The sequence below is a fragment of the Streptosporangium canum genome, assembly GCF_900113865.1.
Lineage (GTDB): Bacteria > Actinomycetota > Actinomycetes > Streptosporangiales > Streptosporangiaceae > Streptosporangium > Streptosporangium canum.
In genome coordinates this window covers 1-23006 of record NZ_FOQY01000013.1, presented here as the reverse complement: position 1 = coordinate 23006, position 23006 = coordinate 1, and the positions used below count along the sequence as shown (strand labels likewise).

General features: G+C 69.5%; 28 protein-coding genes. 16 read left to right on the top strand and 12 right to left on the bottom strand.

The features are described from left to right. Nucleotides 1-134: 134 nt before the first annotated feature. The 3 genes from aroQ to BM085_RS20200 all read left to right on the top strand — a co-directional run bounded on the left by aroQ (nt 135) and on the right by BM085_RS20200 (nt 2030). Nucleotides 135-596 (top strand): type II 3-dehydroquinate dehydratase, encoded by a 462-nt coding sequence (gene aroQ / locus BM085_RS20210; protein WP_218158768.1) that lies wholly within the window; start codon nt 135-137, stop codon nt 594-596. A gap of 195 nt (nt 597-791) precedes the next feature. Beyond that, nucleotides 792-1094 (top strand): helix-hairpin-helix domain-containing protein, encoded by a 303-nt coding sequence (locus BM085_RS20205; protein ID WP_093888513.1) that lies wholly within the window; start codon nt 792-794, stop codon nt 1092-1094. Between the two features lie 99 nt (nt 1095-1193). Further along, nucleotides 1194-2030: an NAD(P)H-binding protein gene (locus BM085_RS20200; RefSeq protein WP_093888512.1), complete on the top strand. Its 837-nt coding sequence runs from the start codon at nt 1194-1196 to the stop codon at nt 2028-2030. Between the two features lie 41 nt (nt 2031-2071). On the opposite strand, the gene BM085_RS20195 is transcribed toward BM085_RS20200, so the two are convergent. After that, nucleotides 2072-2635, bottom strand: a complete 564-nt coding sequence (locus tag BM085_RS20195) for a GNAT family N-acetyltransferase (protein ID WP_093888670.1) — start codon at nt 2633-2635, stop codon at nt 2072-2074. A 138-nt stretch (nt 2636-2773) separates the two neighbouring features. Between BM085_RS20195 and BM085_RS20190 the strand changes: the two genes are divergently transcribed. Then, nucleotides 2774-3184, top strand: a complete 411-nt coding sequence (locus BM085_RS20190) for a VOC family protein (RefSeq protein WP_093888669.1) — start codon at nt 2774-2776, stop codon at nt 3182-3184. Between the two features lie 17 nt (nt 3185-3201). Here BM085_RS20190 and BM085_RS20185 read toward each other — a convergent pair whose 3' ends face one another. Continuing rightward, nucleotides 3202-4185, bottom strand: a complete 984-nt coding sequence (locus BM085_RS20185) for a helix-turn-helix transcriptional regulator (protein WP_093888668.1) — start codon at nt 4183-4185, stop codon at nt 3202-3204. A 57-nt stretch (nt 4186-4242) separates the two neighbouring features. Here BM085_RS20185 and BM085_RS20180 point away from each other — a divergent pair, with 57 nt between their 5' ends. Beyond that, nucleotides 4243-5001, top strand: a complete 759-nt coding sequence (locus tag BM085_RS20180) for a DeoR/GlpR family DNA-binding transcription regulator (RefSeq protein ID WP_093888511.1) — start codon at nt 4243-4245, stop codon at nt 4999-5001. Between the two features lie 16 nt (nt 5002-5017). Next, nucleotides 5018-6202, top strand: coding sequence for an MFS transporter (locus BM085_RS20175; protein WP_093888510.1), 1185 nt, complete (start codon nt 5018-5020; stop codon nt 6200-6202). 131 nt (nt 6203-6333) lie between these two features. On the opposite strand, the gene BM085_RS20170 is transcribed toward BM085_RS20175, so the two are convergent. Beyond that, nucleotides 6334-7098: a TSUP family transporter gene (locus tag BM085_RS20170; protein WP_093888509.1), complete on the bottom strand. Its 765-nt coding sequence runs from the start codon at nt 7096-7098 to the stop codon at nt 6334-6336. Between the two features lie 120 nt (nt 7099-7218). Here BM085_RS20170 and BM085_RS20165 point away from each other — a divergent pair, with 120 nt between their 5' ends. After that, the gene (locus tag BM085_RS20165; protein WP_245789463.1) at nt 7219-8445 is read left to right on the top strand and encodes a sensor histidine kinase; all 1227 of its coding nucleotides are present in this window, start codon (nt 7219-7221) and stop codon (nt 8443-8445) included. A gap of 219 nt (nt 8446-8664) precedes the next feature. Here the strand turns inward: BM085_RS20165 and BM085_RS43195 are convergent, their stop codons facing one another. Next, on the bottom strand, nt 8665-8877 hold the full coding sequence (locus BM085_RS43195; protein ID WP_143120991.1) for a hypothetical protein: 213 nt from the start codon (nt 8875-8877) through the stop codon (nt 8665-8667). Here BM085_RS43195 and BM085_RS44530 point away from each other — a divergent pair. The 3 genes from BM085_RS44530 to BM085_RS20155 all read left to right on the top strand — a co-directional run bounded on the left by BM085_RS44530 (nt 8867) and on the right by BM085_RS20155 (nt 10772). Next, the gene (locus BM085_RS44530; RefSeq protein ID WP_177245178.1) at nt 8867-9037 is read left to right on the top strand and encodes a hypothetical protein; all 171 of its coding nucleotides are present in this window, start codon (nt 8867-8869) and stop codon (nt 9035-9037) included. The genes BM085_RS43195 and BM085_RS44530 overlap by 11 nt on opposite strands. A 323-nt stretch (nt 9038-9360) precedes the next feature. Further along, nucleotides 9361-9900: an RNA polymerase sigma factor gene (locus tag BM085_RS20160; protein ID WP_093888507.1), complete on the top strand. Its 540-nt coding sequence runs from the start codon at nt 9361-9363 to the stop codon at nt 9898-9900. Beyond that, nucleotides 9900-10772 carry a hypothetical protein gene (locus BM085_RS20155; RefSeq protein ID WP_093888506.1) on the top strand — a complete coding sequence of 291 codons (873 nt, stop codon included), beginning with the start codon at nt 9900-9902 and terminating at the stop codon, nt 10770-10772. The genes BM085_RS20160 and BM085_RS20155 overlap by 1 nt, the downstream gene beginning before the upstream one ends. A 639-nt stretch (nt 10773-11411) precedes the next feature. On the opposite strand, the gene BM085_RS20145 is transcribed toward BM085_RS20155, so the two are convergent. Continuing rightward, complete coding sequence (locus tag BM085_RS20145; RefSeq protein WP_093888504.1) at nt 11412-12473, bottom strand: tyrosine-type recombinase/integrase; 1062 nt, start codon at nt 12471-12473, stop codon at nt 11412-11414. 152 nt (nt 12474-12625) lie between these two features. On the opposite strand from BM085_RS20145, the gene BM085_RS20140 reads away from it, so the two are divergent. After that, on the top strand, nt 12626-12928 hold the full coding sequence (locus BM085_RS20140) for a hypothetical protein (RefSeq protein ID WP_218158744.1): 303 nt from the start codon (nt 12626-12628) through the stop codon (nt 12926-12928). 386 nt (nt 12929-13314) lie between these two features. Here the strand turns inward: BM085_RS20140 and BM085_RS20135 are convergent, their stop codons facing one another. The 6 genes from BM085_RS20135 to BM085_RS47420 form a co-directional block, all read right to left on the bottom strand. Further along, complete coding sequence (locus BM085_RS20135; RefSeq protein WP_093888143.1) at nt 13315-14157, bottom strand: aminoglycoside phosphotransferase family protein; 843 nt, start codon at nt 14155-14157, stop codon at nt 13315-13317. Between the two features lie 866 nt (nt 14158-15023). Continuing rightward, on the bottom strand, nt 15024-17144 hold the full coding sequence (locus tag BM085_RS20125) for a hypothetical protein (protein ID WP_093888502.1): 2121 nt from the start codon (nt 17142-17144) through the stop codon (nt 15024-15026). Between the two features lie 550 nt (nt 17145-17694). Next, nucleotides 17695-17928 carry a helix-turn-helix domain-containing protein gene (locus tag BM085_RS20120; RefSeq protein ID WP_218158766.1) on the bottom strand — a complete coding sequence of 78 codons (234 nt, stop codon included), beginning with the start codon at nt 17926-17928 and terminating at the stop codon, nt 17695-17697. After that, the gene (locus tag BM085_RS20115) at nt 17915-18169 is read right to left on the bottom strand and encodes a hypothetical protein (protein WP_093888501.1); all 255 of its coding nucleotides are present in this window, start codon (nt 18167-18169) and stop codon (nt 17915-17917) included. The genes BM085_RS20120 and BM085_RS20115 overlap by 14 nt, the downstream gene beginning before the upstream one ends. Next, nucleotides 18133-18303, bottom strand: coding sequence for a DUF6245 family protein (locus tag BM085_RS44525; protein ID WP_177245177.1), 171 nt, complete (start codon nt 18301-18303; stop codon nt 18133-18135). The genes BM085_RS20115 and BM085_RS44525 overlap by 37 nt, the downstream gene beginning before the upstream one ends. A 47-nt stretch (nt 18304-18350) precedes the next feature. Further along, nucleotides 18351-18836, bottom strand: a complete 486-nt coding sequence (locus tag BM085_RS47420; RefSeq protein ID WP_093888500.1) for a DUF6000 family protein — start codon at nt 18834-18836, stop codon at nt 18351-18353. Nucleotides 18837-18953: 117 nt separating this feature from the next. Between BM085_RS47420 and BM085_RS20105 the strand changes: the two genes are divergently transcribed. From BM085_RS20105 to BM085_RS43185, 3 genes are all read left to right on the top strand, one after another. Next, complete coding sequence (locus BM085_RS20105; RefSeq protein WP_425443271.1) at nt 18954-19349, top strand: DUF6463 family protein; 396 nt, start codon at nt 18954-18956, stop codon at nt 19347-19349. Nucleotides 19350-19666: 317 nt separating this feature from the next. Next, entirely contained in the window at nt 19667-19804 is a 138-nt protein-coding gene (locus tag BM085_RS44520) for a hypothetical protein (protein WP_177245176.1), read from the top strand. 77 nt (nt 19805-19881) lie between these two features. Continuing rightward, entirely contained in the window at nt 19882-20502 is a 621-nt protein-coding gene (locus BM085_RS43185) for a hypothetical protein (RefSeq protein ID WP_143120990.1), read from the top strand. 167 nt (nt 20503-20669) lie between these two features. Here the strand turns inward: BM085_RS43185 and BM085_RS20100 are convergent, their stop codons facing one another. Beyond that, nucleotides 20670-21941: an IS256 family transposase gene (locus BM085_RS20100; RefSeq protein WP_245789495.1), complete on the bottom strand. Its 1272-nt coding sequence runs from the start codon at nt 21939-21941 to the stop codon at nt 20670-20672. Between the two features lie 43 nt (nt 21942-21984). Here BM085_RS20100 and BM085_RS20095 point away from each other — a divergent pair, with 43 nt between their 5' ends. Both BM085_RS20095 and BM085_RS20090 read left to right on the top strand, forming a co-directional pair. Next, complete coding sequence (locus BM085_RS20095) at nt 21985-22620, top strand: hypothetical protein (protein ID WP_093888497.1); 636 nt, start codon at nt 21985-21987, stop codon at nt 22618-22620. Between the two features lie 26 nt (nt 22621-22646). Next, a partial coding sequence (locus BM085_RS20090) for a transposase (protein ID WP_425443270.1) occupies nt 22647-23006 on the top strand: 360 nt, incomplete at its 3' end.

The following is a 23006-nucleotide window of genomic DNA, read 5'->3' as shown; positions in this document are numbered from 1 at the left end:
AGGGCGGGCCACGCTTCCCCACCGGGCCGGAGGCCGTCCCGGCATCGACAACGGGCCGCTCCGGGCGGACCTCGGCGCCCCCGTCGGCGACCAGGTGGTACGGCTCGCCGGTTCGCCTCCGTCGATGCGCGAGAATGATCCCTGTGACCGTCGTCTACGTACTCAATGGCCCGAACCTGAACCTGCTCGGCACCCGCAGGCCCGAGGTGTACGGCACCACGACACTGTCGATCCTCGAGGAACTGTGCCGCGAGGAGGCCACCCGGCTCGGCCTGGACCTGGTCTTCCGCCAGTCCAACCACGAGGGCCTGCTGATCGACTGGATCCACGAGGCCGGAGCGCGCGTCAAGGCCGGTGAGAGCATCGGCGCGGTCTTCAATCCCGGCGCCTACACCCACACCTCGATCGCCCTGCACGACGCCATCGAGGGCACCGAGCTCCCGGTCATCGAGGTGCACATCTCCAACGTGCACCGCCGGGAGGCCTTCCGGCACCACTCCTACATCTCCCCCATCGCGCGCGGCACCGTCGTCGGCCTCGGCGTGGACGGCTACCGCCTGGCCATCGACGCCCTCCACCGGATGTCCCCGCAGTAGGAGGCCGCCGGCGATCTCCGGCGCGGTGAAATACCTGACCAGACCGGCCGGGGTGGGCCGCCGGCTCGCCCACCGCACTCGCCCGGCTCTCCCCGCAGGCCGTACGGCTGACCCGGATGAACCTGGACGACCTGGACGACCTGGATGACCGAAACCTGCAAGACGCCAGGACCGCGTGCGTGATGGCATGGGGCTATGAGCTCTCCTGACAGGCGCGACGACACGACCGAGCAGACAGACCTGCTGGAGCTGGTCAACGTGGGCCCGGCGGTGGCCCGGCATCTGGCACGGGCGGGGATCACCCGCACGGGCCGGCTCGCCGGCCTGGACCCGGTGGAGCTGTACGACCGGTTGTGCGCCCTGGACGGGCACCGATACGACCCCTGCCTGCTGGACACGTTCATGTCCGCCGTCGAGCAGGCCGACGGCGGACCCGCGCGCCCGTGGTGGGACTACACCGCCGAACGCAAGCGCCTGCTCTCCGAACGGGTGCGCTGAGGGCCGCCGGCTCCGCGGGCCGGTGGAAAACCATTTCCGGCCGCCCTGGCCGTCCGGGTAGATTCGGCCGCCTCCCCCGTACCGCCCCCTGGAGTACCAATGATCGCTGTCTCCGCCGCTTCCGGCGCGCTCGGCCGCCTGGTCGTCCAACAGCTCCTGACCCGGATGCCCGCCGGTGAGGTCATCGCCGCCGTGCGCGATCCCGGCGCCGCCGCCGACCTGGCGGCCCGCGGCGTCCAGGTCCGCCGTGGCGACTACGACGACCCGGCGAGCCTGCGCGAGGCGTTCGGCGGAGCCGGCCGGTTGCTGCTGATCTCCTCCCCGGAGCTGGACCCGGCCCGCCGCCTCGCCCAGCACCTGGCCGCCATCGACGCGGCCGGGATCGCCGGCGTCGGCGCCCTCGCCTACACCAGCTTCCTGGGCGCCGGGAGCGACGGCACAGGTGTCACCGAGGCGCACCACGCCACCGAGAAGGCGATCCTCGGCAGCGGCCTGCCGTACACAATGCTCCGTCACCCCTACTACAGCGAGGCGTTCCTCAACCCCGGTCTCCGGGCCGCCGTCGCCTCCGGCGAGCTGACCGACGCCACCGGCGGGCGCGGTCTCAACACCGCGTCACGGGCCGACCTCGCCGAGGCCGCCGCCAACGTGCTGACCGGCGACGGGCACCTGGGCCGCGGCTACGACTTCACCGGTCCGCTGTGGACCTACCCGCAGCTCGCCCGGACCCTCGCGGAGGTCTCCGGCGTCCCGGTCGCCCGCCGTGAGGGGCCCGACGACGCGAGCGGCGCCCTCCGCTGGCTCAACGGCCAGGTGCGCGCCGGTGCGCTGGAGACCCAGACCGGCGACCTCCGGGAGGTTCTCGGCCGTCCCGCCGCGACGCTGCGGCAGACCGTCACCGCCGCGCTGCGCCCGGCCGTCACCGCCGGGGCCTGACCTCCGCGCGGGTACGGCGGCCCGCCGGCCGGACCACGCTCTCAGTGGCGCGCCTGCCAGTCGGCCCTGGTCAGGGCGTACTCGACCTCCCCGTGCTCGGAACCGTCGATGGCGTCCGGCCAGTCCTGGTGGAAGGTGCGCACCAGCGTCAGGCCGGACTTCTCCATCACACGCCGGGAGCCGAGGTTGACCGCCATCGTCCCGGCGAACACGCGGTCCACGCCGAGCTCGGTGAATCCCTTGTGGATCAGCGCACGCGACCCCTCGGTGGCGTAGCCCCTCCCCCAGGCGGCCCGGCGCAGGCGGTAGCCGAGCTCGACCTCGCCCTCACGCGGCTCGTCCCGGCGCGGCCGGAAGTGGAACCAGCCCAGGAACCGTCCGGTGGACCTCTCCACGGCCGCCCAGAAGCCGAACCCCTCGGAGCGCTCGTAGTAGCCGAGGAAAGCGGGCAGGACCCTGTCCCGGATCTCCTCGCGGGGAGTCGGCCTGCCGCCGTTGAGGAAGCGCATGACCTCGGGGTCGCCGTCGAGCTCGACCAGATCGTCCTCGTCGGCCCCGGTGAAGCGGCGCAGCGTCAGGCGGTCGGTCTCCAAGAAGATCTGCATCATCCGATTATCGGTTCATCCAACTGTCGCTTCATCTGATTTAACCGCCTTCGAGACCCCTGCCGCGGACGGACACCGCGGGCCGGCATGTCCGATCCGTTCAAGACGGGCGGGCCGCCGGACCGTAACGTGGCGGGTATGGCACCTTCTTTCAATCTGATCGGTCTCGTCGTAGCCGATATGGGCAAGTCTCTGGCCTTCTACCGCCGCCTCGGGCTGGACATCCCGCAGAGCGCCGATTCCGAACCGCATGTCGAGACGGACCTCCCCGGCGGGCTGCGGCTCGCGTGGGACACCGTCGACACCATCCGCTCCTTCGATCCGGAATGGGCCCCCTCCCACGGCGGCGCCCGGATCGGCCTGGCCTTCGCCTGTGACGATCCGCAGGAGGTGGACCGGGTCTACGCCGACCTCGTCCAGGCCGGTTACGAGGGGCACAAGCAGCCCTGGGACGCGTTCTGGGGGCAGCGCTACGCGCTGGTGCGCGACCCGGACGGCAACGCCGTCGACCTGTTCGCGCCGTTGCCGCAGGCACCACCCGCCTCCTGAGCCGAGTCGGCCGACGATCAGTCCTGGCGCGCGCCGTACAGCCCGCCGAGCGCGGCGACCGTGGCGGCCATCCGGGCGCGCAGCTCGGCGGGCTCCAGGATCTCGACGTCGGCGCCCAGGCGCAGCAGCAGCCAGTGGGCGTGCCTGACCGACTCGATCGGCAGGCGCACGACGACCCAGCCGCGATCGTCGGGCGGGCCCGCCTCGGCCAGCGCGGCGTCGGCGACATCGGCGCCGACGGTATAGCGGAACATGTCCTCGATGCCGGGCGCCACCCGCACCAGGGCCTCGGCGGTGTACATCCGGGCCCGGAAGTCGTCCGCGTAGCGCTCCCAGTAGGCGGCCAGCTCGAAGTCTCCGGGCCGTTCGAAACGGCCCTCGGCGATCTCGGCGGCGAGGATCCGCGACACGCGGTAGGTGCGCGGCTCTCCCCCGCCGACGGCCGCCACCATGTACCACGACCCGCCCTTGAGGACGAGGCCGTAGGGATGGGCCAGGCGCTCGACGTCGCGCGGGCCCCATCGGCGGTAGGTCATGCGCAGCGGGCGCTGGTCCCACACCGCCTCGGAGACCTCCCCCAGGAAGGGCGCCTCGTCGGCGCCTCTGTACCACCCCGGGACGTCCAGGTGGAAGCGCTCACGCATCCGGGAGGCGTGGAAGCGCGGTTCGGGAGGCAGCGCGGCGAGCAGTTTCAGCTCGGCGTTGGCGGCCACCTCCCCCAGCCCGAGTTCGGCGGCGGGGCCGGGCAGCCCGGCCAGGAACAGCGAGGAGGCCTCCTCGGCGGTCAGCCCGTTGAGGCGGGTGCGGTAGCCGTCCAGCAGCCGGTATCCTCCGGCCGGGCCTCGATCGGCGTAGACCGGCACCCCCGCCGACGACAGGGCCTCCACGTCCCGGTAGACCGTCCGGACCGAGACCTCCAGCTCCTGCGACAGCTCGGTGGCCGTCATGTGCCCCCGGGTCTGCAGGAGCAGCAGGAGTGACAGCAGACGACTCGCACGCATGCCGCCCATTGTTCCGCACGATTGCCAAAGTCACACAGCTCGTGTTCAAATGAACGCATGGAAAGTGCTGATCGGATTCGGGCGATCATGTCCGCGCTGCGCGTCAGCGACACCGTCTCGGTGGCGGAGCTGGCCGTCGAGCACGCGGTGTCGGAGATGACCATCCGCCGCGACCTCGACGAGCTCGCCCAGCAGGGCGTGGTGAGGCGGGTGCGCGGCGGCGCGGTGAGCCTGCTGCTGCGCGGGGAGGAGCCGCCGTTCGGGGTCCGCGAACGCGAGGCGGTGGAGGCCAAACGGCGCATCGCCGCCGAGGTCGCCTCGCTGCTCGCCGACGGCGAGGCCGTGCTGCTGGACGGCGGGACCACCAACCTGGAGATCGCCAGGGCGATCCGCGACCGCCGCCTGACGGTCCTGCCGCTCTCCCTGCAGGCCGCCCACGAGCTCAGCACGGCCCCGCGGATCCGCCTGGTGCTCCCCGGCGGCGAGGTCCGCCCCGGGGAGCTCAACCTCGTCGGCCCCCTGACCGAGGGCGCCGTCCGCTCCCTGCGCTTCGACACCGCGGTCATCGGCTGCTGCGGCCTGTCCGCCGAGCACGGCCTGACCGCCCACGACCTGTCCGACGTCGCCGTCAAGCAGGCGGCGATCTCCTCCGCCCGGCGCGTCGTCGCGGCCACCGACTCCGGCAAGTTCAGCCGCACCGCCTTCGGCGCCGTCTGCCCCCTGGACCGCCTCGACATGGTGGTCACCGACACCGCGCTCCCCCCGGCCGAGCACGACGCCCTCGTCGCCGCGGGCGTCATCGTCCGCACCGTCTGACTGGAGCTTCCCCCTCATGCACGTCACCACCGCCGACCGCGGCACGCTCGTCCGCGGCAGAGTCGCGGTCTGCCTGCTCTTCCTGCTCGCCGGCATGGCCATCGGCACCTGGACGGCGCGGATCCCCTCCATCAAGCAGGAGCTCGGGCTGAGCGACGGCCAGCTCAGCCTCGGACTGCTCGGCATCGCCGCCGGGGCGATCGCGGGCATGCAGGTGGTGGGCCGCCTGGTCGACCGCTACGGCAGCGTCAGGGTGATGCTGCCGATGGCCTTCGCGCAGAGCGTCGTGCTGATCCTCCCTGCCTACATGCCGAACCTGGCCGCCCTGGCACTGGCGCTGTTCGCCTTCGGCGCGGTGCACGGCACGCTCGACGTGGCGATGAACGCCAACGCCGTCGAGGTCGAGCGGGCCATGGACCGGCCGCTCATGTCGTCCTTCCACGCGGTGTTCAGCATCGGCGGGTTCGTCGGCGCGGCCGTCGGAGGGCTGCTCGCGCACGCCGCGTTCACCCCCGCGGCCACCTTCGCCGTCCTGGCCGCGGCCATCGCCGTCCTGGCCCTGTGGGCCTCCCGCTGGGCGTTCGCCGTCCCGGCGGCACCCGCCCGAGCCGACGCCGACGCCACGGGCGGCGCCGGTACGGCGGGCTGGGACCGCGGCCTGCTCCTCCTGGGCCTGCTGGGGATCTGCTGCATGATCGGGGAGGGGGCGGCGGCGGACTGGAGCTCGGTCTACCTGCGCGACGCCCTCGGCAGTTCGGCCGGGTTCGCCGCGGCGGCCTACGCCGCGTTCTCCATCATGATGACCGCCGGCCGCCTGGTGGGTGACCGGCTGGCCGCCCGGCTGGGCCCGGTGACGCTGGTGCGCGGCTGCGGCCTGCTGGCCGCCTCGGGGCTCGGCGCCGCCCTGCTGGCCGACCATCCGGTGGCCGCGGTCATCGGCTTCGGCTGTTTCGGCGCGGGCCTGTCGTGCATCGTCCCGCAGGTCTTCTCCGCCGCCGGACGGCGCGACCCGGCCCGCGCCGGGCAGGCTCTGGCCCGGGTGGCGAGCCTGTCCTACGTGGGCTTCCTCAGCGGTCCGGTGCTGATCGGCAGCGTGGCCGAGTTGGTGGGGCTGCCACGCGCCCTGGTCATCCCCGTGGTTCTGGCGGCCTTCGTGGCACTGGCGGCGGCCGCGCTCCGGCCCCATCCCTTTACAAAGTAGATCACCGGATCGGAGCGGAGCAGCCTCCGGGGCTCGCCACCGCCACCGGTGACGTGATCCACCGGCTCGACTCCGACGTGGTCCTGGACCGCCGGTCCGCCGAGGCGCACATGCGCCGCCACCACGGGGCGTCAGGCGGCGAACTGCTCGTAGCCCAGCTTGGCCACCATCACGATCACCACGCACAGCAGGACCGCGCGCACGAACCCCGCCCCCCGGCGCAGGGCCATCCGGGCGCCGAGCTGGGCTCCGGCGATGTTGCAGACGGCCATGGCCAGGCCGAGCAGCCACAGCACATGCCCCTGATAGGCGAAGACCAGCAGGGCGCCCAGATTCGTGCAGGAATTTATGATCTTCGAATGGGCCGAGCCGCTCACGAAGTCCATGCCGAGGATCGTGGTGAAGGCGATGATCAGAAAGGTGCCGGTGCCCGGGCCCAGGATGCCGTCGTAGAAGGCGATCCCGGCGCCGGTGACGGCGATCGCGGCAACGGTCCTCACGCGGGTGCGCAGATGGGGCTGGGGATGGGTGCCGAAGGCAGGGCGGAAGGTGACGAACAGCGCCACGCTCACCAGGGTGACCATGACCAGCGGGATGAGCGCCTCCCGGGAGATCGCCGCCGCCGACGCCGCGCCCAGCCCGGCGAACACCACCGCGCCCAGCCCGGCCGGTACCGCCACCCCTGCGTCGATCTTGGTGGTCCTGGCGTAGGTCACGGCCGCCGAGGCCGTGCCGAAGATGGCGGCGAACTTGTTGGTGGCCAGCGCCTGGACCGGTGAGAGCCCGGCCATGAGGAGCACCGGAAGCTGCAGCAGCCCTCCCCCGCCGACCACGGCGTCGATCCATCCCGCCCCGGCCGCCGCCACGAGCAGCAGGACGATCTCCGCCATATCCACGCCAAGCCCCCGAATCAGATGTCCGCCCGGCAGAGCGTATCCACCCCTCCCCCGCAGGAGGGAGGCGGTCCCTCCCCGGTGGGAGGGCGCACCCCAACACGAGCTGGGAGGATTGCCCGCGTGAGACGCATCCTGGCCCCGCTGACCAGCTCGGCCACCTATCTCGGGTGGACGTGCCTGATCCTGGGCGGCGCGCTGGCCACGCCGTACGTGATGGTCGGCACGGTGCTCGCGGAGCTGCTGAGACTGCGGGAGACGACGGCCTACACGCTGGTCTCCATGGATCCGGCCGTCCTGGCGGGCGCGCTCCCCCTGATCGCGCTGACCGGGCTGTTCCTGCCGGTGCGCGCGCTGGAGCTGACCGCCGCGCGGGGCCTGCTGGGCGCCCGGATCGACTCCCCTCCGGACCGGCCAGCACGCACCTGGGCCGAGCGGCGCCGTACCGCGGCCTGGTTCACCCTGCACCTGGGGATCGGCGCGGTGCTGGCGGGGGCGACGCTCGCGCTGGTGCCGTTCGTGATCTGGCTGTCCCTGCTGCCGCTGCTGGGCGACCGGATCGGGTTCCTCAGCTTCACGGTGACGGCCGGCTGGAGCGGCGCGTGGGGACCGGCGGCGGCGCTGGCGACGCTCGCGCTGCTCGTCTACGCGGCGGCGGGCGCGGGGACGCTGCTGGCGCGGCTCGCCCCGGCCCTGCTCGGCCCCACCCCGGCCGACCGGCTGGCGGCGCTGGAGGAGCGGGCCCGGCTGCTGGCCACGCGCAACCGGCTCGCCCGCGAGCTGCACGACTCGGTCGGGCACGCGCTCAGCGTGGTGACCATCCAGGCGGGCGCGGCCGGCCGGGTGCTCGACCGGGATCCGGAGGCGGCGCGTACCGCGCTGACGGCGATCGAGGAGTCCGCACGCTCGGCCCTGGAGGATCTGGATCACGTGCTCGGGCTGCTGCGCGAGGAGGAGAGCGGCGACCGCGCTCCGGCCAGGACCTTGGCGGACCTGCCCGAGCTGGTCCGTTCGACCGGCGCCGCCGCCGAGATCACCGGCGATCTCTCCGCGCTGCCCGCACTGGTCTCGCGGGAGGCCTACCGGATCGTCCAGGAGGCGCTGACCAACGCGCTCCGGCATGGCTCCGGCCCGGCCCGGCTGGTGGCGGCCGTCCATGACGACCGTCTTGAGCTGGAGGTGCGCAACCGGGCCCGGCAGCGGCCGGAGCGGACCGGACGCCGAGGGGTGGCGGGCATGCGGGAGCGGGTGACGCTGCTGGGCGGCCGTCTGGACGCCGGGGCGGTGGACGGGGAGTGGCGGGTGACCGTACGGCTACCGCTGCGCGGCGGTCAGGAACCCGTCCGGTGATCCCCGCCCCGGGTGACCGGCGGAACCGCCGGAGCGCGCGAGACGGACTTCGCCTCCGGCGGGGGGCGCTCAGCACGACCGCGATGCAAGATTCGCCGTGCCGGCGACTCATGTGTAGCGGTGCGGCGGCATAGCGACGCCAAGGTGACCGGCGCCCTCGCGAGGGATACCCCCATCCGTGTTGAGGCGATCGCGCGGATGATCCAGAGCGGGGCGAGGTCAGCCTGGCTGGGCCGATTGCGGGCCCAACCGTTGGGACATCGCTTCCAGGGCGTGCACGACATCACGGATCTCGTCCGTGTCGTCGGTGCCGAGAGCGCGGCCGAGTGCCTCGTCGATTGTGCGCGCGCGCACCTCTCCGACCCGATCGGAGAGGTGCTTTGCGTGACGCAGCAGTGTCCGGCGGCGGTCACGTGGATCGGTGCGGGCCACGACAGAACCTGCTTCGCGAAGTCTGGCTACCGCCATCGACACCGCACTCTGCGGCAGCCTGGTGCGGGCGGCCCGCGAATGCCTGGTCGCCGCGATCGGCAACGTCGACATCCTGCTGGAGATGCTCAGCGGCATGACGGCGCTGTTCAGCGAGGACTGATCCGGCTGCGGGAATCGACATTCCCACGGGCAATCCGCCCCTCGGCGAGCCCGCACCGGCCACCCCTCCTGATCTCCCCGAACCGGCTTAACGTGCGATCCGGTTCCGTTGCAGGTCCACCCCCGACCCGCGCGTGCTGGCCCTGGCCAAGGCCCGTCAGCAGCACGCGCACGAGTCCGCCCCGGTGTCCCAGAGCGAGACGCCCCTGCTGCTCGCGGGCAGGCATCTGGCTTTGCTCATCAAAGTTTCGCGGGACCGGTAATGCCCAGGCCTTGCCGTACATAGAAAGTGATGTCCGTATTTTCGCCTGACAAAGGACGCCCGTGAATGAAGAACGGCTGGCCAGATTCGAGGCCGTTTACCGGCAGACGTATGGCCAGATCACCGCATATGCGATACGCCGCTGCATCGCGCCGCAGGACGCGGCCGACGTGGTCGCCGAGACGTTCGCCATCGCCTGGCGCAAGGTGGACAAGCTGCCGCGCGGAGAGCCGGCCCTGCTCTGGTTGTACGGCGTGGCTAGGAAGGTGCTGGCCAACCACTACCGCACTGACAACCGGCGCCGGGCCAGGACCGTCGAGCTCGACGGGGAGATGACCGACCTCTATGCCGCCGCGCCGGAGAGCGGGGTCGAGGCCGAGGCGGTGGCGCGGGTGTTCACCACGCTGCCCGACGACGATCGGGAGGTGCTGGCCCTGGTCGCCTGGGAGGGCCTGGACCGGGAGGAGGTCGCCGCGGTGTTGGGCCTGACGCGCAACGCCGTTCGGGTGCGGCTGCATCGCGCGCGCAAACGGTTCGCACGGGCGCTGACCGAGGCAGGAGTGCGGACGGACCGGCTGGTATCTACGGAAGGGTCGCTGTGATGGACGAGATCGAGACGATGACGAAAACCCTGGCCAGGGTGAAGCCGGGCGAGCACGGCGGGGACCCGTCCGGCGCGGGGGCGCGGGCGCTGCTGGCGGAGATCACCGCGCACGCGCCCGCCGAGAAAGCCGCGCGGCGCTGGTTGCAGCGGCCCCGGTTCGCGCTGGGACTGGCGGTCGCCGTGGCGCTCGCCGTGGCGGCGGTGGTCGTGCCGAGCGTTCTGGACGACAGCGGCACCTACACCTCGGCCTCCTGGGCCGTTACCAAGCAGGCGGACGGGGTGGTGTGGGTCAGGGTGACCGACTTCAAGGACGCCACCGGACTGAGCAGGCAGCTCAAAGAGCTGGGCGTCCCCGCGATCGTGGACTACGCGCCCGAGGGCAAGAAGTGCAAGGAGCCGCGCGCCGAATACGTCGAGGACGTGCCCAAGGGCCTCTACTACGCGCCCCAGAACATACCGGGCGACGAGCGGGGCTGGCAGATGCGGGTCGACACCACGTTGTTCCGCCCGGGTGAAACCTTCGTCTGGACGATCACCCCACTGTCCGGCGGCGGCAGCAGCACCAGCACGATCCTCATGAAGGATCCCGTCGCGCCGTGCGAGCTGGTCGCCGACGACCGCGGCGAGAAGCTGGTCAAGGAGTTCGCCGGCTCCCGCTCGGTGACCGGGAAGGGCGGCCTCCTGGAGGGTTACCCGGTTAAAGGCAAGCCGCTGGAGGAGGTGCGCAAGGAACTCGATCGCCGCGGCCTGGACTCGACGTTCGTGGTCCTGCCAGGCGGGCAGGGCGAGAACATGGTGGTCGTGGACGCGCGCCAGCACCCGCTGGAGAGCGAACGGTTCATCCAGCTGCTGGTGAAGCCCGCTCCGTGAGGATGGGCAGGCGCCGCCCGTGACGTGCCAGAACGGCTCCACCTTTCCTTCGGTGGTTCCGACCCGAGCGTCGGGCCCAACACTCAGCCGACCTGCGGCTCAGCGCTTATCGAGAAGTCTCGTCGGAATATGACCACGACCCCCATCCGGCCACGATCGGCGACGCCGGCACCGCTTCTCCGTCTCGGTGCGACGCCGCAGGTCCGGGCTGCCGAGGGCCCAACCTTCGCCCTGGCCGCCAAGGGGGTAGATCATTGGCTCTGCCGCTCTCGCCCCGCCGGCCGCGGAACAGGACGGCCGTAAGCATCGCCGTCTCGTGGCCTCATCCGGCCACCACCGGCGCGGCAGTCGTGGCACCCCACCGGCTCATGACTGCGCGGGGAGGCACCGTAGCGCTGCCGGTTCAGTCGCCGGAATCGGGCTGGAGTTTCTTCTCACCTGGGCTCTCGGCCGCCTGAAAGATCCAGTCCCGCGGCCGGGCGAACACCACTGGACCGCCCCTCCAGCCAGTCGGCTCCTGAGCCTACGCCCGGACTGACACCCGCCCTCGGCGGGTTGGGCCCGTTGCGTAGGGTGACCTGCAGTAACGCCGCTCGTTTGGGCCGGGTGACGCGATTCTTACCGACGCCCCTTCTGAGGTCACAGGCCGATTCCCCGCATGGGGTTGTCGCGCCACTTGTCGGCGGAGCGGATGTAGCCGTGCACCACGGGGGACTTCTCCGACCAGCGGCCGTGCCGGGCGATCGCCGAGACGGGCGCCCCGTTCTTGGCGGCGGTGGTGGCCCCGCCGGAGCGCAGCGAGTGGGCGGTGTAGGTCTCGGCGTTGGGCAGGCCGGCCCGCGTCGCGGCGCGGCGCACGATGAGGTTGAGGCCGTGGCCGCTCATCCGTGCTGCTGCCTTGCCCGAGGCGCCGGCGTGGGCGGTGGTGATGCGGCCGTGCCGGTCGATGCCGCGCAGTAGCGGCCCGGCGGTGATGCCGTGCTCGGCCAGGGCGGTACTCCAGGCCTGCACGACGCGCACCGGGCAGGTGTCGGGGTGCGAGCCGTAGGGCAGGGGCACCACCTCGCCGCGGGCGTCCTGGTTGGTCTTGGACTGGCGGATGGTGACCTCCAGGCCGTCGGCGGTCAGCGCCAGGTCGCCGAGGTCGAGGGCGGCCAGCTCCGAGCGGCGGCCCATCAGGGCGAAGCCGAGCACCAGGGTGGCGCGGTCGCGCAGGCCGGCCAGGGTGGCGGGGTCGCATCCGTCGATCATCCGGCGCAGCAGGTCGAGCTCGGCCGGCGGCGCCTTGCGGGTGCGTGTCCCGGCTTTGGCCCGCTCTTTTCGGTAGGCGCGCAGGGCCAGGCGGCCGCCTTCGGCGTTGACGGTCAGCCCGGCCTTCTTGTGCCGGGACTGCACGCATGCCAGGGCCCGCTCGATCGTCGACGGCGCCGGGGGCGTGCCGCGCCGGGTCGGGGTGGCGGCCAGATGGGTGACGTACTCGGCGAGCGTCTCGGCCGAGGCGGGCAGCGGCGTGCGGTGGTGGGTGGCGCACCAGGCGGTGAAGATCTCCCAGTCGCGGGCGTAGGCGCGGCTGGTGTTGTCGGCCAGTCCGCCGGCGACCCGGGCGCGGGCGGCCTCGCTCAGCTCCCGGTCGGCGGTGTGCGCCGCGGCGATGGTCGCCGGGGTCGTGGTGTCAGGTGTCGGCCGTACCAACTCGGTCATCCGAAAGGGTCCTTTCGTCCGTGCCTGACCCCATGTTCTGGGTTGCGATAAGGCATGTTATCGCAACCCAGATTCTCATGATCGAGAATCGCTTGGAAAGTTTCCTAGGAACTATTTCTTGACTCCCCTTCTAGAAGGTCTACCTTGAAGGTATGCCTAAGAGCGAACCCCGCCTGATGCCGACAGGTACGTGCTGGTGTGGATGTGGAACCGAGGTTGGTCTCGGCTCCTTCTTCTCCCAGGGACACGACAAGATCGCAGAAGCCGCCCTCCTGGCGGCCCGGTACGACAACTCCGTCGCCCGACTCATCGCCCACCACGGTTTCGGCCCCGAAAACGGCGTCCGCGAGGCCGCGGTGGAGAAGGGCTACTGGGAGGCCTGCCCCGAAGCGAGCTGCAACTACCTCGGTGCCCCCGCCAGCATTCGCGTGCACCGCAAGAAGATGCAGCACTGAACCGTCTCTCCCACTCCGCGTCGCCGAGCATCGCCGCTCAGCGGTCGGTCTCCTGCAGGGATCGACCGGAAGCAGGCCCCACGGTCGTTTCCTTGGTCACAGGGGCCCAGGAGGGAGATATCTCTCATGGCTGCGCACCGGCGACGCCGCAAGAAGCTGGTCTTCGGGGAAGGGGCGGCACTCGCTGTTCGAGCGTTCCTGATCGCCATTGACTGGTGGACCAACGGACATGGGCCCAGGTAGGCAATTCCGCCTCCCAGGCCCGTCGTTTCCGCATCGAAACTCCGGTTCTCCCTGGTCGGGCGGACCGGGGCCTCACGCAACCCGCATTGTGTGAGATCGAAACCGCTACCCGGACCGTCCCCGCCCGATCCGGAGAGATGGCATCAGCCGCGCTCCTCCAACCACGCGATGACGGACCGGACGAGACCGTCGACGCGTGACAAGGGTTTGCCGGCAAACACCGGGTGGAGGTGCCCGACCCCGACCGCGTCGTTCCAGGCCCAGGCGCGTCGGTAGGTCTCCTCGTCGGTAGCGGCCCGGAGGACGTCCCAGCCATGCCAGGCCGCGACGAGTGCCGCGTCGATCGCTGGGTCCGACAGAATCGCCATGTCCCAGTCGAGGACGCCGGTCAGCTTGCCGTCCTCGCCGAAGTGGAAGTTGCTGCCGCCGAGGTCGCCGTGGACAAGCCTGGCCGGGACCTCCTCAAGCGCCAGCAGCGTGTCCAGCCGCTGCCGAACTCCGTCACGCCACTTCGCCGGCAGGCGCGGAACGATCTCGTCGTTCAGGATGTCGGCCCATCCCAAGCCATCGGCATACCGGCGCGGCCTGTGGAGAACGGCCTCGAGCTCCGGCGAGATCTCAACCTTGCCCACTGCCTCCAAGAGCAGGCCGAACGCCGCCGGGTCCCCGTTGCCTTCCGGCAGCCCCTCGCCGTCAATCCACGAAATCGCGACGGCCGCACGTTCCCCGAACGTGGCCACCGCAGTCAGCGGCTCCGGCACGGCGAAAGGCAGGCCGGCCGCCGCAACGGCCCGAAGAATTTCGACCCGGCGCGGCAGCTCGGCGGCGGCACTGGGGCGCTTGCTGATACGCACGGCGGCGATGCCGGGGAACAGCACGACGTGGTGCATGTTCCCGTGCTCGGCAAGGCGTGCGGAGGCAAGAGCAGCGTCAGGAACCAGTGCTTCAGCGATTTCCAGGAGGTCGGCGGGGACTGGTTGGGGCATCCCGCTATTTTGGCGGACGATCACCCTCGGTGAGCCCTCTGTGGCTCCCGAAACCATCGGACGCCAGGAGCTTCGCCGCCCGTTACGACACTGTCGCCAGTGCTCATCAGGCCGTAGGGGAACGACGTTGGCCGTGGGCATTTCCAGGAGTTCGCGCAGCTCGGCGTTCTCGGCGGTGAGCAGGCTGACGGCACGGACCAGCGCGGGGATGTCTTCCTTGATCTGAGCGAGTTCCTCAACCCCGGGATGGTGTTCTGAAATGCGTGGCCGGGTAGCTGGCGTGAAAAAGCCCCCGCCGACGTGTGGTCGGCGGGGGCTTCTGCCGTCCTGTGTGTTCGGATAGTCAGTCCGAGGGCAGCAGTTTGTCCCAACCAGGAAAGGATCGGGGACGTTTACATGTTACGTGGTGGCGCGGGGAACGATCTGGGAGATGGTTGCGGCGGCCAGAGATCAGGAGGCTACCTGCGCCCACCCTGCGGCACGGATCCGGTTGTCCGGCGGCTGAAGCACCGCCCGTATCCACTCCTCAGCCGGACCTGCCATGGCCGGATTGACCTTCGCGACCAGAACCCATCGCCACCGAGTGGCAACATCCGGCCGGTCCAGCCGGTGCCGAGCGATCCGCCGAGTCAACGGCTGGATCGTCCGCCCGACATATCGGAAGCTGCCTGAGCTTTCCAGCATCAGGTAGACCAGCGGCCCATGCGGCAGGTCGACGGGGAGGACGGCGGGCAGCGGCCAGGCCAAGGACCGGCTTCGCGCGTCGGCTGGGTCGGTGAGCGCACGAGCGACCGGGGTGCAGGCGAGTAGCCGCTGCCACATGACCGCGGTGGGGTGACCCGGCGCCAGCGGGCGCGGGCGGGTACTCACTTCTCCTCTTCCTGCTCGGGCGTCTCCTCTTTCTCTTCGGGGTCGTCGAACAGAGGGGGCTCGGGATCGGCCGGCGGCATGACCGTGATCAAGGACTCGCCGAGGTCGTTGATCCTCTTCCGCATCAGCTGCCAGTCGGCGCGCTTTCCGAAGGGGTGTTCGGACAGCTTGCTCGGGTAGTCGGGGATCTCAGCCTCCAACTGCTGGACGGTGGTCCCCGCGCGGCCGATGTTTTCGACAATCATGAAGCGCCGTTGCTCGTTCAGCTGCTCACGGGAGGGTTTGTGGCCCTTCTGCGCGTCGCGCTTCCTCTGCGCTTCGTTGATCTCTTCGCGTCCTTCAGCGGCCTTCTCTGGGTTGGCCTGGTCGAACAGGTCGCCCTCGATGAGCACCCGGTGGCTCTCCCCCGAGCGGACCGGATCGCCCTTCTCGTCCACCAGCGGGTAGGTGTAGTCGACCTTGATGGCCCGGCCGGTGCCCGAGCCGCCGGCGCGGGTGGGGTTGAAGCCGCGCACGATCCGGATGGCCTGGAGTCGCCCATGCCGCGTGTCGGCCCACGACGCCAGCAACACCGGCGGTGTGGCCCGGTAGGTTACCCCGTCCTCACCGATCTTGCTGCCGCGGTCGCGGGTGAGGATGCCGTCGGCGAGCAGCGCGGTGCCTGCCAGTACCTGCAGGGTAAGCCGGGCCGAGACGTTCCCGTCGTCGGCGAGCCGGACGAGCTCCTCGATCGACTCGAACAGCGGCTCCCAGTCATCCTTGAGGATTCCGTCGGACAGGACGCCGCCGTTGCGCCAGGCGTTGCGGGCGGTGTCGGTGGTCTGCGGCTTGGCCCACCGCCAGGGCAGGTCCACCAGGACCCCGACGAACCCGGCGTAGCGGTGAGGATGAACCATGGCGATGCCTTGGTCGCTGCGGATGAACCGCTTGGCCTCCTTGTGGACCTCGGGGTCGGTCAGCGTGTGCACGATGACCGCCGCCCGCCACAACGGCCGGGCACGGCCGGTCGCAGGGTCGGTCACCAGCTCGGGGTCGGCCCCCGGGAACAGTTCTTCGACCTGCTTGTCATCGAGCGGGCGGTCCTCAATGAGGTGGACGAACGACTCCGCCACCTGGTCGGCCTGGCGCAGGTGCAGCACCGTGCGCTGCGCGGTCACGGTGTCCTTGGCCGCCTCGCGCCAGGGATTGACGCTGATGTGGCGGGTGCTCTGTGCTGCGGTGATCGCGGCGGGCAGCTCGGCGAGGTTGTTCTCATCACTGAACTGCGCCCCAACGATCAGCCGGACGGGCACCCGCCGGGCCTGGAGCTGGCGCAGCACCGGCATGGTGAGCCCGTCTCGCACGTAGGCGAGGTTGGCAGCCTCGGCCTCCTTCAGGTACGCCGCCCGGCGCTTGCGCGAGGGCGTCGTCAGGGCCCGCCGGAGTTCCTGCGCCGCACGCGCCACGTTTTGCGCCGGATCCGTGCTCTCGCGGTATCGGACGAGCGCTGCGCTGGTGACTCGCGAGGTGCCGTCGTACAGCGCGGCGACGTGCAGCGACGGGCTGCCGTCAGCGAAGCGAACCTCCACCAGGACGGCCTCGACCGGGGTCATCACCCCGTGCCCAAGGATCGAGTCGCTGTAGTTGGCGCCCGGGTCCTGGAGCGTTCCGCGGACGGTGCTCTCCACCAGACTCTCGGCGTCGGCGACCGAGTCGAACTCGACGACAAGCTGCGCCTGGAGGCATCCGTCTTCGTCTCGGACGCCGGTGATCCGCGGCCCCTTCGGCACACCATGCAGCAGGTCGCCCAACCGCGGATTCCCCAAGGGGTACGACGGCGCCTCGGCGTCCGCCTCGCCTTCGAGCATGAACAGGTGGGTGCTGCCGGCATACTGCGAGCTCAGGCCATCGATGCCCGACTGGTGCGTCGCGATGCGGATGACCTTGGGCAGGTCGATGAACATCCCGACGGCGGTATCGATCGCGGCGCCGGTGAGATTGATGTTGGGGTTGGCGCGCAGGGAGCGCTTCAGCGCGCTGAGGTCCTTGGAGTCGGGCAGTGGCAGCGGCCGGGGGTCGCGCTCGATCTGCATCTCGGTGCCGTCTTCGGTGACGACGGTCCTGGCGTGTGGGGACATGGCAGGACTTCCTTGCCTGCTCAATGCCGTCCGGTGCTCGTCACGGGACGGCTACCCCGGCCATGCCGGGGACATGGGCTCTGCGCCCACGCGAAACCATCGGTGTACGCAAGCCGGGCGAGTCCGGTCATTGAGGGAGGTCGCGGTTTCCATCCGCTCGTCCCAGGACCGCTGCTGGTAAGCCGTCGTGCTATTGGAGCACTGGTGCCCGTCACGTGCACGTCATCGTTCTGCAAAGGATGATATACCTCGGCGCAGTCGGACGGAGGCGTCAAGAACGAGTTCAACCTCGGCGGCGTTCTGGGCCACCGTCGACGCCGATGTCAGCGGCGGCTACCAGCAGCGCCCGGTGTGCCGGCACCTGCCCTCGAGGTGATCCGGCGGCACCTCCGCAGGTCACCGGCTCGCCTAACGCCCGATAACTTCCCTTATCGCGGTAACGCCTGACCTGCGGAAACTCCCCGCCTCTGCGGTGGGCGTTCGAGACTCTGCGTTCGGCTGGACCTCACACGCGCCCGCGTAGGGGTGTCACGAAAGTCCCAAAATCCCCTCACGGCGGGGCGACGTCGCCGGCCCCCGGGGCGGGCAGTCCGAGCATCGCCGCCAGGAGGGCGGTCGGCACCAAGATGGCCCGGCCCACCCGGATGGCCGGCAGGTCGCCGCGGCGCACCGCGTCGTAGGCGGTGTCGCGGTGAATGCCCAGGATCCGGGCGGTCTCGGTGACGGTCATGGTGGCCCGCTCGGGCAGGCGCACCGGGGCCCTGCTCGGGTCAGCCACGGTCACCGGCCACAACGGTCGCGATCTGGGCGGGCACGATCTGGGAGGACCAGATGGGCCAGGACTGGCGGATCGCGGTGGCCTCGGCGCGGTCGCCGAGCAGAGCCAGGACCCGGGCCAGGTGCTCGTCGAGGGAGCCGCGGATCACTTCGGCGAGCATCGCGCCCTGCCGCTCGTTGAGCCGGATCAGGCGTGTCTCGAGGTCGAGTCTCACCAGATCGCCGAGCACGCGGGCGGTGCGGTCCATCGCGCGTTCGTACAGCGTGACCTCGGCGCGTTGGCCAGCCGCATCCGGTACGGGCCGTCCCCGCCGAGCCGGGCCGCCTCGGCCGCGTGCTCGTCGGCGGCGTTGGTCCCGTCGTACAGGCCCAGGGCAGCCATGGCGGCACCGAGCTGGACGGCGGAGGCGTTGACCAGCTTTGAGTGATCTATGTTCGGCTGGCGAATAAAGCCGAGGTCGGCGTGTACAGCGAGGTGATCAAGCAGCTGGGCGAGGGGGTGTGGCTGGTCCTGCCCTGGCACCTGCCACCGCCCCCGGCCCTGCATGCGACTGCCGCCCCTTGCTTGCGGCTCTTGGGCGGCGCGGCCGGGCTGAGGCGTGGACTTCCGTCGGCGCGGCATGGGTGGTGGGCTGGCCGACTCGCGGGCGAATGTCGCGGTTGGGTCACAGTCTCCCTGCATGTCGCGGATGATGTCGATTTCCAGCAGGCAGGCCAGCATGCGGCGCGATCAGTGCCGAGCCGCTCGTCAAGGTTGAGCAGCGCACCCACCGCGTCGTGCTGGTCGTAGTGGCAATCCAGCCGAAGCACGTAGTGGTCCAAATAGGCGGTGAGAATCGCGGCGCCGCTGTCTTCGGCGAGCCTGGCGCCGCGGGCGAAAAGAATCGACCACTGCTGCGGCCGTAAGCGCCGCATCTGTGCGCCACTCCCCGGAGCGAGGGAGCCGGATCCCTCCTGCGGGGGAGCACACCGGGCCGCGGCCCAGAGAAGCTGGTAACCATGAGCACCACACCCACGGCCTACTCACCTGCATTGTCCGCACCCCCGAGTCGGCTCACCATTTGGGCCGGCCGAACCATGATCCTGATCGCCATGGCGCACACCGCCGTGTTCGCCCTCCTCGCCCCCTGGTCTAGCTGGCTCGCCGGGGACCTCCGCAACCGTGCCGCGGACAGCGACTCGGTGGCAACGTTCTGGGCGCTGCCCGGTGGATTCGTCGTGGTGCTGGTGCTGCTGGGGCTACTGGTGGCGCGGGCGGGGCGGCAGGGACAACACGTTCCCGGGTATGTCGGCTGGGTGACCCTCGCCTGGGGAGCACTGGCCGTCAGCCTGATCGGACCGAGCGGTTTCCTTCTCACAGTCATCCCTGCCGGACTGCTCATTACGGCGGACATCACCGCCAGACGACACCCCCGCGGTCGGTCCTGAGCAAGTCTCGCCGCCCCGAAACCCCTGTAGGGCGTCCCTCAATCTCCCTTCTCACCTGCGCATACGGTCCATAGTGATCCATCACCGTCTGGTCTCGTCCATGGGCGTTGTCACCCAGTTGGTCACTCAGAGGTCCGGCATTCAGAAGGGCTCAGACGCTGGTCCCGTTGGTGCCCGCCAAGCGGCGCCGCGTCGCCGTACCACCGTCGTATTACGCAGGATCATGGCCACTGAGGTTTTCTCAATGGTGATCACTTCCAGATTGCGTTGAGGTCCAGAGCGGGGCGGGGCGGCTCTCGCCGTTGCGGCTGGGGCTGATGGTGACGCGCTGCAGGGCGCCCTGGCGGGCGGTGACCTCCTCGGCGGTCTTCGGCAGCGCGGGCAGGCTGCCCAGCAGCCACCAGGCCAGGCTCTCCGCTCCCGAACATGTCCCCAGCCGTCAGGTAGTGAAGTGAGATCAAGGAGCTCTCAATGCAGGGCATCGGATATAATTGATCATGCGTCGGCCTCCTTCGAGCCCGACGCTTTTTTTATGCCCACCGAACCCACTCAGCAGCGCGCTCGCGGGCGCCTCTTCCACGCCATGATCACGGATCCGCATGGTGACCAGCTCCTGCCGCTGGCAATGCTTCGGGAGCGCTACCCAGACCTCCACGCGCGTCACGTCGCCAAGTACGCCGGCCGAGAGCACCGTCTACGTGAACGAGTGATACCGCTCGAGTGCACATGGGCCGACGTGGTCTTCCTTTCACCGCTCAACCCCACAGTGTTGTTCGACGCGGTGCGAAGTGCTGGGCTGCCCATGGGCAACGTCCCGGTCTGGACACTCGATACCTCGCAACTTGACCCAGCACGATGCTGCATCCGGCTCATGCGTGTCACACCGGGAGCCCGAACTGCCGACCCCGGCACCGAGGACGACTATCTCCCGCTGACAACCGCCACGCTGCGGGCAGTTTCCGAGGTGACCAACCGCGCCCTGGAGCGACTCCGGAACCTCGGCCCAGACGAGCCGCTGCTGCCGTGGGGAGATGTGCCACACGTTCTCCACCGTGGGCCGGTAGCGCTCAACCTCTTCCAGAATTTGCCGTCACCTTCGACGCATCCTGACATGTCTGGCGGCCAGCTTCGATCAGCACCCAGCCACGCCTAGATGAGGTGACCACCTGACCGTCTCCGACACGAACACGATCAAGCAGAAATCCCACCCAACCAACCACATTCACCACTCCGAAACGATCACGAACCGCAATCGTTATCCCACATTCCGCTACCTGACGGGTCTGTCAATTAAACGGTGTAACTGATCGTTTTGATTGTCTACTTCTGGCCGACTGACAGGCGTCCGTCGAAGGTGATGGCGAAGGCGTTCAGCGCGGCCTTCCACCGGGTAACCCAGCGTTTGCGGCCCTTGCCGGTAGGGTCCAAACTCATGATCGCCATGTAAACGCACTTGAGCGCCGCCTGCTCGTTGGGGAAGTGGCCGCGGGCCTTGACCGCTCGGCGGATCCGGGCGTTGACCGACTCGATGGCGTTGGTGGAGCAGATGACCCGGCGGATCTCGGCGTCGAAGTTGAGGAAGGGCACGAACTCCGCCCAGGCGTCCTCCCACAGCTTGACGATCGCCGGATAACGCCCGCCCCAGGCCTCGGCGAACTCATAGAACCGCTCCAGAGCTGCAGCCTCGGTCGGCGCGGTGTAGATCGGCCGTAGCGCCTTGGCCACGGCGTCCCAGTGCTGGCGGGCGGCGTAGCGGAAGGAGGCGCGCAGCAGATGCACCACGCAGGTCTGCACGACCGCCCGGGACCAGACCTGCTCGATCGCCTGCGGCAGACCCTTGAGCCCGTCGCAGACCACCATCAGCGCATCGGTGACGCCGCGGTTCTTGATCTCCGTCAGCACGTGCAGCCAGAACTTTGCGCCCTCGCCGCCGTCGCCCGCCCACAACCCGAGGATGTCGCGCTCGCCGTCAACGGTGACCGCCAACGCCACGTAGATCGGCCGGTTGGCGACCTGCCCATCACGGATCTTCACATGAATCGCATCAATGAAGACCACCGGGTAGACCGGATCGAGCGGCCGGTTCTGCCACTCGGCCATTCCCTCCAGCACCTTGTCGGTGATGGTGGAGATGGTCTGCTTGGAGACCTCGGCGCCATAGACCTCGGCCAGGTGCGCGGAGATCTCTCCGGTGGTCAGGCCCTTGGCTGACAGGGAGATGACCAGTTCATCGACGCCGGCCAGCCGCCGCTGCCGCTTGCGCACGATCTTCGGCTCGAAGCTGGCGTCCCGATCGCGTGGGACGGTGATCTCTACCGGGCCGACGTCGGTCAGGACGGTCTTGGCCCGGGTGCCGTTGCGGGAGTTGCCGGCGCCGCGTCCGGCCGGATCGTGTTTGTCATAGCCGATATGGTCAGTGATCTCGCCTTCCAGCGCGGACTCCAGTACCAGTTTGGTCAGTCGGCCCAACAGACCGTTCTCACCGACCAGCTCCAGCCCCTCGGCATGGGCCTGGTCGACCAGCCTGGCCACCAGCTCCCGATCCGACGTTCCATGTTCTTCCCGCGTCACCGCGGCCGCCTCCAGGTCCATCGCTTCGGATGCCTGGATCACAGTACTCATCAGGTGTGTCTCCTTGATCAGGAGTTACACCGTTTTTTCTACAGTCCCGCCCGAGGGCGTCAGCATCAACGACATCATGCTGAATGCCAACATCACGACGGCGGGCGACCCCGGTCCTGGCGTCTGCGCCGTCGACGGACCCTCTTCCAGAAAGGCGTCGCGTGCGGACTGGAAGTCAAACCCCTACGCACACTTCAAAATCAAGTCCCGTACCGCCGACAGCAGCGGGCCCGACAAGGTCGGCACCTGCAAGATAGCCCCGTACATCGAAGTCGGCGGTTACCTCAACGGCAAGCTCCTGAAGGATGAAGACGTCAAGAACTTCCACGAGGAGCCGGAGGTGATGTGCGACACCTCACCCAAGTACAAGGACAATTACGGAGGCTGCATCCTGGCCAAGGGGAACAGGTTCCTCACCTACTACGAAAAGAGCGTGAACCACGGGGAGGTCGCTCGTCACATCAAAAGCGCCTTCGCCAACACCAGCAAGGTGATCCCAGGAGACTACCTGGAGTACATCGACAGAGGTGCTGTGGGCCGCGGCACTGCGCTGCACAGGATCTGGGAGGAAGAAGACGACCCTCGCTACAGGGAAAACGTCAATGCGAAGGCTAGTACTGCAACGACAGGTTGTAACTCTTTCTCGTGAAATGTCGATAGTGGTGTGTGGTCACGATCGATGTCGAAGCCTGGTCGCGGGAGTTCTCCGACTTTTTAGCGGTGTTCGCTCATCGTTTTCCTCGGGTGGAGTCGCGCCGCCAGGCGGCTTCATACCTGCGCGGACTCCTCAGCGAGCTCGAGCGGAAGAATGGCTGGACCCTTGCGGAGATATCAGGCGCGGACGGCCCGGAACGTATTCAGCGTCTGCTGAATTTCTATGCTTGGGATATGGATGGCGTGCGTGACGATATGCGCTCCCTGGTTACCGAATCCATAGGAGATGCCGAACAAGGTGTTCTAATTCTGGATGACACGGGGTTTTTGAAGAAGGGCGTGCGGTCGGCGGGGGTCGCCCGCCAATATTCCGGGACGGCC

What these genes read in the sequence shown, in the direction of transcription:
- aroQ (WP_218158768.1), top strand. Translation starts at nt 135, where the DNA reads ATGATCCCTGTGACCGTCGTCTACGTACTCAATGGCCCGAACCTGAAC.
- BM085_RS20205 (WP_093888513.1), top strand. Translation starts at nt 792, where the DNA reads ATGAGCTCTCCTGACAGGCGCGACGACACGACCGAGCAGACAGACCTG.
- BM085_RS20200 (WP_093888512.1), top strand. Translation starts at nt 1,194, where the DNA reads ATGATCGCTGTCTCCGCCGCTTCCGGCGCGCTCGGCCGCCTGGTCGTC.
- BM085_RS20195 (WP_093888670.1), bottom strand. Translation starts at nt 2,635, where the DNA reads ATGCAGATCTTCTTGGAGACCGACCGCCTGACGCTGCGCCGCTTCACC.
- BM085_RS20190 (WP_093888669.1), top strand. Translation starts at nt 2,774, where the DNA reads ATGGCACCTTCTTTCAATCTGATCGGTCTCGTCGTAGCCGATATGGGC.
- BM085_RS20185 (WP_093888668.1), bottom strand. Translation starts at nt 4,185, where the DNA reads ATGCGTGCGAGTCGTCTGCTGTCACTCCTGCTGCTCCTGCAGACCCGG.
- BM085_RS20180 (WP_093888511.1), top strand. Translation starts at nt 4,243, where the DNA reads ATGGAAAGTGCTGATCGGATTCGGGCGATCATGTCCGCGCTGCGCGTC.
- BM085_RS20175 (WP_093888510.1), top strand. Translation starts at nt 5,018, where the DNA reads ATGCACGTCACCACCGCCGACCGCGGCACGCTCGTCCGCGGCAGAGTC.
- BM085_RS20155 (WP_093888506.1), top strand. Translation starts at nt 9,900, where the DNA reads ATGGACGAGATCGAGACGATGACGAAAACCCTGGCCAGGGTGAAGCCG.
- BM085_RS20145 (WP_093888504.1), bottom strand. Translation starts at nt 12,473, where the DNA reads ATGACCGAGTTGGTACGGCCGACACCTGACACCACGACCCCGGCGACC.
- BM085_RS20140 (WP_218158744.1), top strand. Translation starts at nt 12,626, where the DNA reads ATGCCTAAGAGCGAACCCCGCCTGATGCCGACAGGTACGTGCTGGTGT.
- BM085_RS20135 (WP_093888143.1), bottom strand. Translation starts at nt 14,157, where the DNA reads ATGCCCCAACCAGTCCCCGCCGACCTCCTGGAAATCGCTGAAGCACTG.
- BM085_RS20125 (WP_093888502.1), bottom strand. Translation starts at nt 17,144, where the DNA reads ATGTCCCCACACGCCAGGACCGTCGTCACCGAAGACGGCACCGAGATG.
- BM085_RS20115 (WP_093888501.1), bottom strand. Translation starts at nt 18,169, where the DNA reads ATGGACCGCACCGCCCGCGTGCTCGGCGATCTGGTGAGACTCGACCTC.
- BM085_RS44525 (WP_177245177.1), bottom strand. Translation starts at nt 18,303, where the DNA reads ATGGCTGCCCTGGGCCTGTACGACGGGACCAACGCCGCCGACGAGCAC.
- BM085_RS47420 (WP_093888500.1), bottom strand. Translation starts at nt 18,836, where the DNA reads ATGCGGCGCTTACGGCCGCAGCAGTGGTCGATTCTTTTCGCCCGCGGC.
- BM085_RS44520 (WP_177245176.1), top strand. Translation starts at nt 19,667, where the DNA reads ATGGTGACGCGCTGCAGGGCGCCCTGGCGGGCGGTGACCTCCTCGGCG.
- BM085_RS43185 (WP_143120990.1), top strand. Translation starts at nt 19,882, where the DNA reads ATGCCCACCGAACCCACTCAGCAGCGCGCTCGCGGGCGCCTCTTCCAC.
- BM085_RS20100 (WP_245789495.1), bottom strand. Translation starts at nt 21,941, where the DNA reads ATGGACCTGGAGGCGGCCGCGGTGACGCGGGAAGAACATGGAACGTCG.